The 11,026-nt window shown below is 62.4% G+C and carries 13 protein-coding genes and 1 pseudogene; 5 read left to right on the forward strand and 9 right to left on the reverse strand.

Annotation, left to right across the window (positions count from 1 at the left end):
- From E5W87_RS12545 to E5W87_RS12555, 3 genes are all read left to right on the forward strand, one after another.
- A partial coding sequence (locus E5W87_RS12545) for an aldo/keto reductase (protein ID WP_292397592.1) occupies positions 1 to 510 on the forward strand: 510 nt, incomplete at its 5' end.
- Positions 507 to 944 carry a DUF4440 domain-containing protein gene (locus E5W87_RS12550; RefSeq protein WP_292397595.1) on the forward strand — a complete coding sequence of 146 codons (438 nt, stop codon included), beginning with the start codon at positions 507 to 509 and terminating at the stop codon, positions 942 to 944. The genes E5W87_RS12545 and E5W87_RS12550, both read left to right, overlap by 4 nt.
- 50 nt (positions 945 to 994) lie before the next feature.
- Entirely contained in the window at positions 995 to 2,254 is a 1,260-nt protein-coding gene (locus tag E5W87_RS12555) for an ABC transporter substrate-binding protein (RefSeq protein WP_292397598.1), read from the forward strand.
- An 85-nt stretch (positions 2,255 to 2,339) separates the two neighbouring features.
- Here the strand turns inward: E5W87_RS12555 and E5W87_RS12560 are convergent, their stop codons facing one another.
- From E5W87_RS12560 to E5W87_RS12570, 3 genes are all read right to left on the reverse strand, one after another.
- Positions 2,340 to 3,257, reverse strand: a complete 918-nt coding sequence (locus E5W87_RS12560; RefSeq protein ID WP_292397601.1) for a sigma-70 family RNA polymerase sigma factor — start codon at positions 3,255 to 3,257, stop codon at positions 2,340 to 2,342.
- 23 nt (positions 3,258 to 3,280) lie between these two features.
- Positions 3,281 to 3,820 (reverse strand): dihydrofolate reductase family protein, encoded by a 540-nt coding sequence (locus E5W87_RS12565; RefSeq protein WP_292397604.1) that lies wholly within the window; start codon positions 3,818 to 3,820, stop codon positions 3,281 to 3,283.
- A 139-nt stretch (positions 3,821 to 3,959) separates the two neighbouring features.
- Positions 3,960 to 4,499, reverse strand: a complete 540-nt coding sequence (locus tag E5W87_RS12570; protein WP_127203645.1) for an Lrp/AsnC family transcriptional regulator — start codon at positions 4,497 to 4,499, stop codon at positions 3,960 to 3,962.
- A 48-nt stretch (positions 4,500 to 4,547) separates the two neighbouring features.
- Between E5W87_RS12570 and E5W87_RS12575 the strand changes: the two genes are divergently transcribed.
- Both E5W87_RS12575 and E5W87_RS12580 read left to right on the forward strand, forming a co-directional pair.
- A complete protein-coding gene (locus E5W87_RS12575) occupies positions 4,548 to 5,720 on the forward strand; it encodes an MFS transporter (protein WP_292397607.1) in 1,173 nt (390 codons plus the stop codon).
- Positions 5,721 to 5,868: 148 nt separating this feature from the next.
- The gene (locus E5W87_RS12580; protein ID WP_292397609.1) at positions 5,869 to 6,294 is read left to right on the forward strand and encodes an N-acetyltransferase; all 426 of its coding nucleotides are present in this window, start codon (positions 5,869 to 5,871) and stop codon (positions 6,292 to 6,294) included.
- A gap of 27 nt (positions 6,295 to 6,321) precedes the next feature.
- Here E5W87_RS12580 and E5W87_RS12585 read toward each other — a convergent pair whose 3' ends face one another.
- The 6 genes and pseudogenes from E5W87_RS12585 to E5W87_RS12610 form a co-directional block, all read right to left on the reverse strand.
- Positions 6,322 to 7,452, reverse strand: coding sequence for an anhydro-N-acetylmuramic acid kinase (locus tag E5W87_RS12585; protein WP_292397611.1), 1,131 nt, complete (start codon positions 7,450 to 7,452; stop codon positions 6,322 to 6,324).
- Positions 7,453 to 7,458: 6 nt separating this feature from the next.
- Positions 7,459 to 7,607: pseudogene (locus tag E5W87_RS12590) on the reverse strand (esterase); the annotation flags it as partial.
- A gap of 91 nt (positions 7,608 to 7,698) precedes the next feature.
- Positions 7,699 to 8,619 carry an N-acetylmuramic acid 6-phosphate etherase gene (gene murQ / locus E5W87_RS12595; protein ID WP_292397624.1) on the reverse strand — a complete coding sequence of 307 codons (921 nt, stop codon included), beginning with the start codon at positions 8,617 to 8,619 and terminating at the stop codon, positions 7,699 to 7,701.
- A 410-nt stretch (positions 8,620 to 9,029) separates the two neighbouring features.
- Positions 9,030 to 9,812, reverse strand: coding sequence for an ABC transporter permease (locus E5W87_RS12600; RefSeq protein ID WP_292397614.1), 783 nt, complete (start codon positions 9,810 to 9,812; stop codon positions 9,030 to 9,032).
- The gene (locus E5W87_RS12605; protein WP_292397618.1) at positions 9,809 to 10,675 is read right to left on the reverse strand and encodes an ABC transporter permease; all 867 of its coding nucleotides are present in this window, start codon (positions 10,673 to 10,675) and stop codon (positions 9,809 to 9,811) included. Before E5W87_RS12605 ends, E5W87_RS12600 begins: the two co-directional genes overlap by 4 nt.
- A partial coding sequence (locus E5W87_RS12610; protein ID WP_292397621.1) for a TOBE domain-containing protein occupies positions 10,672 to 11,026 on the reverse strand: 355 nt, incomplete at its 5' end. The genes E5W87_RS12610 and E5W87_RS12605, both read right to left, overlap by 4 nt.

The following is an 11,026-nucleotide window of genomic DNA, read 5'->3' on the forward strand; positions in this document are numbered from 1 at the left end:
GTACTCGATCAGCGGCCGGTCAACAGCCTTGCGGCACTCGCCAAGCAAAACGGCGTCAGTTTCCTCTGCTATGGTTCGGTGGCGGGCGGCTTCCTCAGCGATAGATGGCTTGATGTCGCCGAGCCGCAGACGCCGCTCGAAAACCGGTCGCTGGTCAAATACAAGCTGATCATCGATGATTTCGGCGGCTGGGAGCTTTTCCAGGAGCTGCTTCGCACACTGAAGGCCGTCGCCGACCGTCACGGCGTCGACATCGCCACCATCGCCAGCGTCTGGGTGCTGGAGCAGCCGCAAGTGGCGGCCGTCATCGTCGGCGCCCGCAACCAGGCGCACGCCCTTGCCAATGCCGGGATCATGGACGTCGCGCTCGATGCTGAGGACCGGGCGCGCATCACCGCGGTGATCGCGCAAAGCCGCGGGCCACTGGGTGACGTCTACACGCTGGAGCGCGACCGCCACGGCCGCCATGGCTCGATCATGCACTACAATCTGAACGCAGGCCGGATATGAGCGCAGCCATGGAGAAGCTCTCCTTGTTTACCCGCGCGAGCGCCGAGGTCGTCGATCTTCACCGCTTTTTCGTCGACTGGTTCGTTGCAGGGAGCGCGGACAGGGCGGATTTCAGCCGCTTCGAACGCGTCATGGCCGAAGGTTTCCAGATGGTTGCGCCGGACGGTCAGATCCTCGATCGCGACGCAGTGCTCGACCACGTCAGGGTAAGCCGCGCCACCTGCGATGGCGACTTCACTATTTCAATCGAGGATATCAGGGCCGGCTGGCAGATCGAGGACGCGATCGTCGTCTGCTACGTCGAAACGCAGCAGCGCGACGGCAAGCACAGCCGCCGTCGATCGAGTGCCGTTTTCACCACCAGTTCATCGGCGCCCAATGGCGTTGAATGGCGACATCTGCATGAAACCTGGCTGCAGGTGCCGGAAGGCTGAACAGGCTCCAGAGATGAGAATTAGAGTCGTGTAACGAAAGGGGAACAACAATGACAAAGACGATACTTCAAATCACCACTGCGCTGGCTCTGCTGACAGCCGCCGGTGCGGCGCAAGCCGCCGATTGCAAGATCACGGTCGGCCTCGTCATGGAACTGACCGGCCCGGCCGGCGAATACGGCCAGGCCGGCGCCAAGTCGGTCGAAATGGCCTTCCGCGATATCAACGACGCTGGCGGCGTGCGCGGCTGCGATCTCGCGACCGACACCCGCGACAGCCAGAGCCAGGGCAACATCGCGGTCGATGCCGCGACCCAGCTCGTGCAGGTCAAGAAGGTGCCGGTGATCATTGGCGGCATCATCTCCTCGGTGTCGATTCCGATCCTGACCTCGGTCACCGCTCCGGCCAAGATCGTCCAGGTGTCGCCCGCTTCCTCGTCGCCGACGCTGACGGCACTCGGGCGCGACGGCAAGACCAACGGCATCTTCTTCCGCACCATCACCTCGGATGCGCTGCAGGGCGTCGCCGCAGCCAAATACGCGATCGACAAGGGCTTCAAGAAGCTGTCGGTCATCCACGTCAACAACGATTTCGGCGTCAACATGGTGGCGGAGTTCTCGCGCGCCTATAAGGCGCTCGGCGGCACCATCGTCTCCGACACGCCCTACAATGAAAAGCAGTCGAGCTATGCGTCGGAAGTCACGGCGGCAATGGCCGGCGAGCCCGACGGGCTTTATCTCGTCAGCACGCCTGTCGACGGCGCGACCATCGCCCGTACCTGGATTTCGCAGGGCGGCGTCCAGAAATTCCTGCTCAATGACGGCATGAACAGCCCGGACTTCATCGAATCCGTCGGCGCCGATTATTTGAAGGACGCCTATGGCACTTCCTCGGGCACCAGCCCGACCGCATCGACCGAATATTTCACCAAGAACTACAAGGAATTTTCGGGCATCGAACCGTCGAACCCGGCGGCCGACCGGTCGTATGATGCCGGCGCCATCGTCGGCTTGGCAATTGCCATTGCCGGTTCTGAGGATCCGGCCAAGATCAAGGAGGCGATGTACAAGGCGGTCGACCCGGCCGGCACGCCGATCTATGCCGGCAAGGACGAATTCGCCAAGGCGCTCGGCCTGATCAAGGATGGCAAGCCGATCCGCTATGAAGGCGTCATCGGTCCGGTGGCCTTCGACAAATACGGCGACATCACCGGCCCGTTCCGCCTCTGGAAGATCGTCGACGGCAAGGTGACGACCGATGGCGAAATGACGACGGATGACGTCAACGCCCTGCAGGCGAAGCTTCAGTAAGGCGCCTATATCTGTCCGGCGTCACCTCATTGAGGTTGATGCCGGACACCTGCATCGTCTTGTTTGTTGCCCGGGCATGCGCCGGTTAGTCCGGGATAGAAACGACCACCGCGTCGGCCGCCGGCATCATCCAGGGACAGGCGTAATAGTCGGCAATGCGGTTTATGACCCCATTGACCGTTTCGATCCGAACCGGATGGGCTGGTTTCCAACCGTCTTCGCCGCGGTGGAGCACGAGCAGCACCGCTTCGCCATCGATCTCGCCGGTCATCATCTTCCAGGTTATTTGGGCATTTTCATACTCGACAAAATAGGGCGATTCCGACAGCTGGCCCTTGAAGCAATCCGCGACCCGCAATTGCGCATCGGCGCTGGTCAACGCCCGCACGCCGTCCCAGTCATGGCGGTTGAAGAGCTCGACATAGCGGTTGAGCAATTTTGAAAGCTCGGGATCGCGCTGGGACTCCGAACGGATGACTGGTTCGTTTGGCAGCATCGCTAGCTTGGAGCGTCCACGGCTCAACGCCGCTTTGACGCCACCCACGGTCGAATCGACGAGGCCGGCGATCTCTTCCAGCGAATAGTCGAATACATCCTTGAGCAGGACGCAGGCGCGTTCCTTCGGCGGCAGGTGGATCACCAGCCGTTCGATCGCGCGATCGGCGCCCTGGCCCGCCGGTTCGACCGGCAGGATGATCTCGTCTTCGACGAAATTGGCCTCCGCACGCTCGCGCGCCTGTCTGCTTCGCAGGAAATCGATGCAGCGATTATGCGCAATGCGAAACAGCCAAGGGCGAAGAGCGCTCGGATCGTCAAGCTTCTCGATCTGCCGATAGGCCTCGAAAAGGGCCTCCTGCATGACGTCTTCGCCGTCGAGTGTCGAACCTGTCATGCGTGCGCAGTAGCGATGCAATCGTCCACGCAAATGTGCGACCGTCTCCAGGAAGGCGGCGTAGCGGACGTCAAAATGCCCGGTTGGATCGATTCTTGGCTGCATATTCATGGACTCAGTATTCCGGTGACGGATCACCGTGGGATGTAGGTCAGTGTGATGACGCCGTTCTTGAACCGGTGCGTGTTCACAAGCTCCAGCTTGACCAGGGACGGGTCGACATCCTGGAAAGCGCGTTTGCCATGGCCCACACGGGTGGGCACGATGGAGAGCTGATACTCGTCGACAAGCTTGTTGACGAGCAGCGTCTGGTCGAGATTGCTCACCCCATATTTCAATATGTCCCCTCCGGCCTGCTGCTTGGTCCTAGCGATTTCGGTGGCGACATCACCCTCGATCAGCGACGCGTTCCAGCTCACGTCTTTGAGGCTGCGCGATGCGACAAGCTTCTTCAGCCCGTTCATGCGATCCATATACTTGCTGCCCTTGACCTGCGGCCAGCGCGCCGAAAACATTTCATAGGTCACACGACCGAGCAGGAAAAAATCCGCCTCGCCAGCCTTTTGGTAAGAATGCTCCTTGGCTTCTTCGTCGAAGAAGGGCGAAGCCCAATCCATTGGTGCTTCGATGACGCCGTCCAGCGAAATGAAGCTGCCCACGATCAATTTTCTCATTGCATGTCTCCGGTTGCGCCGCAGGCCTTCCCGTCATGATCGAGAACCGGCGAACGAACCGGTCCCTCGATCGTGACAAGGCCCGATAGCTAAGACGTTCCCGGTTCGATTTTGGATACGCTCATGAAGATCGTTTGAGCTAATAGAGCGGCTTGGCCATGTGCCGGGGCGTCGGCCATTCCGTGGTGATCCCGGGCTGCACCGGCCGCTCGAGATAGGTCGATAAAACCACGTAGCTTCGCGTCGAGGTGACACCGGGCGTTTCGTAGAGACGCGACAGCAGGCCTTCGAGGGCTCGAGTGTCCTCGGTGCGGACCTTGATCAGCATGCATGTGTCGCCGGCCACCGAATGGATCTCCTCGACTTCGGGGTGCTCGGAAATCGCCATCAGTTCGGGGGTCTTTCCCCAGCCCTTGGTGTCGATGTGCACGAAAGCGAGCAACGGTTTGCGCACCGCCTTGGGGTCGATGATCGCCGCGGTGTTGCGGATGGCGCCGCTGCGCCGAAGCCGCTTCACCCGTTCATGCGCCGCCGGCGGCGACAGGCCGACGCGATCACCGAGCTCGGCATAGCTGATCGTGGCGTCATCGACCAAAACGCCTAATATTTTTCGGTCGGTTGCGTCGACATCGCGGGCAGCAGGCCTGTTCTGCGGAATGCCATCTGTTTCTTCATCCATAATAAAATTCCTTATTGATACAGAATTTAATACGGCCATTATCGCCGTATGACGAACAGTGATCAAGTCGCAACATTGACGGCAAGGCCGCCTATCCCGGCACTGGCCTATCTGCTCACCGGATGCATCGCCGTGATCGGCTCCAACTCGCTGGTCCTCGGTCCGATAGCACCGGCGGTGGCCGCGTCGTTTGCGACGAGCGTGCCGGCGGTCATGATCGCGTCCGCCGCGTTCGGTCTTGGCACATCGGCAAGCGCCTTGTTCCTGGCACGCTATATCGACCGACTTGGCGCCCGCCGCATGCTGCAAGGAGCCTTGCTGCTGCTGGCGATAGCACTTCTCGTCAGCGCCGCCGCGCCGACAGTGATGGCGCTGGTTGCAGCCCAGCTTCTCGCCGGCATCGCCGCCGGTATCGCCATGCCGGCAATCTATGCCAGCGCCGCGGCGATCGCGCCGCCTGGTCGCGAAAGCGGAACGATCGGCGTCGTGCTGACCGGCTGGACGCTCAGCATGGTGGCCGGCGTCTCATTGTCGGCGGTGCTTGCCGATCTGCTGCATTGGCGCGCCGTTTTTGCGGCGGTCGCGGTGCTTGCGGCGCTCGCGTTGACCGGCCTTACGCTGACGTCGCTGAGCGATGCCAGGAAGGGCGGTCCGGCGCCGACGCCGCTCGGCGCTTTGGCCGTTCCCGGCATAGTGCCGCTTCTGGTGGCCTGCGGCGCCTTCATGACCGCCTTCTACGGTGTCTATGGTTATCTAGGCGATCATCTTCACAATGGCTTGGGACAGTCGGTCAGCGCCAATGGCTTCGCCGCGCTCGCCTATGGCGCCGGCTTCGGCATGGCGGCACTTCTTGACGGCGTGATCGATCGCCTGGGAGCGCGACGCGTCATGCCGTTCGCCTATCTTCTCGTCGCGGTCGTCTATGTCGCGCTTGCCGCATCAAGCGGCAGCTTCGGCCTGACCATCGCGATGGTCGCGGTCTGGGGCCTTGCCAATCATTTTGGGTTGAACGTCCTGGTGATGCGCCTCTCGGCGCTCGATCCGGCGCGGCGCGGCACGATCATGGGTTTGAACAGCGCAGTGACCTATTTCGCGGTGTTTGTCGGCACCACGGCCTTCGGACCGCTTTATTCCAGCTTTGGTTTTGCGGCATCGGCGATGGTGGCAGCGCTGCTCATGCTGGTTGCCGCTTCGGCGGCGGCGTGGCGTTCGCCGCGGTAGTCGCGGACCATCGCAAGTCGCCGGTTCGAGCCGGGCGGCGGCAGAGCTTGCGCCTCCCTCCTGCCCTTCGATAAATGCAAATGAAAGTGCCACAGCGACGCGTGGCGCTGTATACGGATATCCGGCTGCGAGCCCGTCTGGACGTGCGATGAACACGACGCTTGAAACCACCGCCGACCCTTCGCCGAAAGAGCTCGCTTTTCTCGGGGAGCGGCTCAGCGCGTTCAACGACAGCGATGTCGGTCCGGCCAACAGGAAGGCGGTCGCCGTGTTCGTGCGCGATGAGCATGGCGCGGTTGTCGCCGGCATCTCGGGATACACCGCCTGGGGCTGGCTCTATGTGCAATGGCTCTGGGTCGATGAGCGACTGCGCGGCCGGCATATGGCCGGCAGGATGCTGGACGCAGCCGAACAGGAAGCCGTCGCACGCGGCTGTCATGGCGCCTTGATCGACACGTTCAATCCGAAGGCGGCCAAGGCCTACGAGCGTCAGGGATACCGGCCTTTCGGCATGCTTCCCGATTTTCCCGTCGGCCGCAGCCGCGTCTTCCTGCAGAAGAATTTGTTGGCTTAGAGCAAAGATGATCTCATCATGCTCTAGTTAGCCGGCAAGGCGCCCGCCGCGCGTCGGCTGTGGCACGCCGGTGGTGGTCGGGAAGCTGATCGGCAGGCCCCTGAGCACGCGAACCGCAAGGAAGGCAAAGCACTCCGCCTCCACCGCGTCACCTTTCCAGCCTAGCGCCTCCGCCGGCACCGCTTCGACGCCGGCACGGCTGGCAAGCATGGCCATGATCGTCGGGTTGTGGCGGCCGCCACCGCTGACCACCAGCCGCTTCGGCCGGTGCGGCAGAAGGTCGAGCGCCTTGCCGACGGCAGCAGTGGTGAAGGCCGTCAGGAGTGCTGCGCCATCCTCAGCGTTCATCCCATCCGCCATGGCCGCGCCGAAATCGAACCGGTCCAGCGACTTTGGATAGGGTTTGGCCAGATAAGGATGCTGCAAGAGCTTGGCCAGTTTGGCTTCGTCGACGGTGCCGGTCCGCGCGAGCGCGCCGTCGCGATCCATTTCGCCAAGCCCTTTCGCCTTGATGAAATCGTTCAGCGGCGCGTTGGCAGGCCCGGTGTCGAAAGCGACGACATTGTCCTTGCCGTCCCACCAGGTGATGTTGGCGACGCCGCCGAGATTGAGCACCGCCGTATCGCCGCTGGCGTCGGCCTCGCGCAAAAGCGCGGCGTGATAGGCCGCCGACAGCGGCGCGCCTTGCCCGCCGGCGCGCATGTCGGCCGAGCGGAAATCATAGGCCACCTTGGTACCCAGAATGGCATGCATCAACTCGCCATCGCCGAGCTGGCGGGTCTGGCCGTGCCGGCCGATTTGCGGGGCGCGATGCAGCACGGTCTGGCCATGAAAGCCGACGACTCCGATATCGGCCATCGTCAGCCCGTAGCTTTCGACCAGGTCCTTGACCGCCGCGGACTGGGCGCGTGTCAGGACCTCTTCGGCCTCGCGAAAGATCGCCGGCTCCGGTCCGGTGAAATTCCACGCCCTGGCCTGGCGCAGCGTCTCCTCCAGCAGGGTCAGGATCGAACTGGGGTAGGGCGCCAGCGTGTAGGTTCCGAAATCTTCGACGCGCTCGCCGTCGGTCTTGATCAACGCGACGTCGATATTGCCGTCCAGCACGGTGCCGGTCATCAGGCCGACGGCCCAGATTGGTTCCCCACTTGTTGGGATCATCACTTGTTACGCTCCATTGACGAGATCGCCGATCGATTGGCGAAGAACTTCGGTCCCGCCATTGAAATAATGTGTCGGATGGATCCGGCTGGTGAGCAAGGTCCATGCCTTGCCTTGGCGAAGTCGATCCACAGCCCGGTACCGGTAAAACCGGTAGGCGGATCGTTTCTCGGAGGAGGTCGCTTCCAGCCCGGTTCCCGGGCGCTCATTTAGGAATCAGCCCAGTAACCCGGTATCCATGCCGCTTCACAGCGTCTTTTCGCCTATCGCCTTTCGCAGGAAACCTCCTGCACTGCCGAGCGCCTTGCGCGCCCCTTCAACGTCCATGCCGGTGATCGTCACCAGTATCGCCAGCTTCACGTCATTGCCGGTCTGGTCGAGCGCCTGTCGTGCCTGTTGCGCCGCGCAACCGGTCGTCTGCATCACGATCCTGACGGCCCTGGCGACGAGCTTCTTGTTGCTGGGATTAAGGTCCACCATCAGGTTCTGATAGCACTTGCCGATCCGGATCATGCTGGCGGTGGTCAGCATGTTGAGGATGAGCTTTTGCGCCGTTCCCGACTTCAGTCGGGTCGAGCCGGTGAGAACCTCCGGGCCGACAAGCGGAGAGATGGCGATGTCGGCAATACCGGCAATGATCGATCTGGGATTGCAGGAGAGTGCCACGGTTGTCGCGCCCACCTGCTTTGCATAGCTCAAGCCCCCGATCACATAGGGTGTGCGTCCGCTGGCAGCGATGCCGACCACGACATCGTCGGCCGTCAACTTGATGTCCTGCAGTGCCTTCACGCCTTGTCTCGGATCATCCTCGGCGCCTTCCGCAGACCGCGCCAGCGCTTTGGGGCCGCCAGCGATCAGGCCGAGCACCATACCCTCGGGCACGCCAAATGTCGGCGGACACTCCGAGGCGTCGAGGACGCCCAGCCGGCCGCTCGTGCCGGCGCCCATATAGACGAGCCGCGCACCTTTTTGAAACGCACCAACGATCCGGTCTACCGCCGCGGCAATTTCCGGAATGACCTTCTCGACGGCGGCCGGAACGCCGCTGTCCTCGTCATTGATTTTGTGCAGGACCTCGATCGTCGGCAGCAGGTCGATATTCATCGTCTTTGGGTTCCGTTCCTCGGAAACCAACCGCTCCAGCTCCGATATCAACGCTTGGCTCATACGCTTGCTTTCAAAGTTTTTGCCGTCGGCAATAACTAATGTGATGCCGCACCGAGCGTAGACCAGTACCTGCGATTGGCATTGACATAACACGTGTTGATCCCGCTCGTGCAAAAGCAGCTGGACGCCAGCGGATATGTCCACAACGGCGAATGACCGCCTCCGTGCTGAAGGCATACCCGTCCTCGTAAACTCGGCTTGCTTTAACGGTAATCCAGATCGCGACCGGCGCTTGGTACCATCCTGAGACGTCGGGCGAGATCGGCAGTCTCGACAGGCATCAATCCCAATGTGCTGGCGCAAGGCCATCGGCCATCGGCGTAGAGCACACTGAGTGAGGTGGGGAACAGCGCGCCGCCTGTGGCAGCGTTCGATCCTCCGATCGATCGATAGTCGTCTTTCAGCCCCCGTCAGAAGCGATGGATGCGCAGCCCCAGCACTTTCTCCGAGACGATCACCACCACCAGCGTCAGCAAGATCGATACGGTCGAGACGGCTGCCGCCTCGGGCGTGAAATTGGTGCGCAGATAGTCGAACAGCTGGATCGGCAGCGTCGACGTCCCGATCCCCTTCAGCATGAACGAGATGGTGAAGGTATCGAAGGAGATGATGAAGGCGAACAGCGCGCCGCCGATGACGCCGGGCTTGATCAGCGGCAGCATGATGCGGCGGAAGCGGGTCAAGCGGTCGGCGCCCAGCGAGCGGGCCGCCATGTCCCAAGACGGATCGAAGCTTTCCAGCGAGGCCGAGACGTTGATGAAGACGAAGGGCAGGGTGATCAGCACATGGCCGGCGACCATGCCGATCATGGTCGTGGTGCCGATGCCGATCGCATAGACGAAGAACAGCAGCGCGATCGCTGTCAGCACTTCCGGCAGCAGCAGCGGCGCCAGCATGGCGATGCGCACCGTCTCCTTCCAGCGGCCGGCATGCTGGACGTAGTAGAGCGCGGCCATGGTGCCGATGGTTCCGGAAATGACGGTGGCCACCGCCGCCACCCAGAGCGAGGTTCGGATCGCACGCATGAACACATCATTGTGGAAGAAGGTCACATACCAGCGCAGCGACAGGCCCTGCGGTGGGAACGTCAGGAAATTGCCGGCGTTGAAGGAGGCGCCGACGACCACCAGGATCGGCGCCAGCAGGAAGGCATAGACCAGCAGGCAGTAGAGCGTGAGCACCGGCCGCTTCATGGTCGCGCCACTTTCCATTTCATGCGCGTCAGCCGCGCGAAGACGACGACGCAGAGCGCGCCGGTGACGGATAGCATCAGCGCCAGCGCCGAGCCCCATGGCCATTGGAACGTATCGATCAGCGCATCGACGACGGTGACGGCCATGGTTTTGACCCTCAGGCCGCCGATCAGCGATGGCGTCACATAGGCGCTGAGCGACAGCACGAAGACGAGAATGCAGCCGGCCTGGATGCCTGGCGTGCACAACGGCAGGACGATGCGGCGAAAGGCGGTGAAGCGCGACGCGCCGAGCGAACGCGCGGCCGATTCCAGCGACGGGTCGACGCCCTGGATCCCCGCCATGATCGGCAGGATCATGAACGGCAGGAAGACATGGACCAGCGCGATAACGATGCCAAGCGCATTGTACATCAGCGGCAGCGGGCGATCGATCAGGCCCATGCCGGTCAGCGTCCGGTTGATGAGGCCGTTATTGCCCAAAAGAATTGTCCAGCCATAGGAGCGGATGACGATGCCGACCAGCAGCGGCGACAGCACTAGCCCATAGGCCAGCGCGCGAAAGCGCATGTTGCCGCGCGCCAGTTGCCAGGCGACGGGAAAACCGACGACGAGGCAGATCGCGGTGGTGAGCAAGCCGATCCACAGCGTGTTGGCGACCTGGAGCAGGTAGAAACTGTCGGCGAAGAACTTCGTGTAGTTGCCTGTCGTGAAGCCCGGACCGTAGGGCGTGCCTTGCCCTGCCATGCGAAAGCTCATCACCACGATGTTGAGATAGGGCAGCACCAGGAACACCCCGAGCAGCACGGCCGCCGGCGCGATCAGGACCAGCGGTCCAAGGTGCTTGCGGCGCGCCGCCGTCATTTTGCTGCCCCGAGCAGCCAGAACCCGTCCGCCGGCGCATGCACGCTGACGCGATCGCCTTCGGCAATCCGAATGTTCGGAAAGGTCTGGACATGCAGCGTCTCGCCTGAATCGAGGGCGACGCGGTAATCGATGATGCTGCCGGAATAATAGCGCGCGGTGACCTTTCCTGCCGCTCCGCCTTGCCCTGCCGGTTTGAGTTCGATCGCCTCCGGGCGAAGCGACAGCGTGACTGCGGCACCCGGCGTGTGGTCCGTGCGGCTGTCGACGGCGACTTCGCCAAGGACGGACGTGACGCGGCTCCTGCCGGCTTCCGCCGCCCCGGTGATCGTGCCCTTGATCAGGTTCACC

Source organism: Mesorhizobium sp., from assembly GCF_004962925.1.
Classification (GTDB): domain Bacteria; phylum Pseudomonadota; class Alphaproteobacteria; order Rhizobiales; family Rhizobiaceae; genus Mesorhizobium.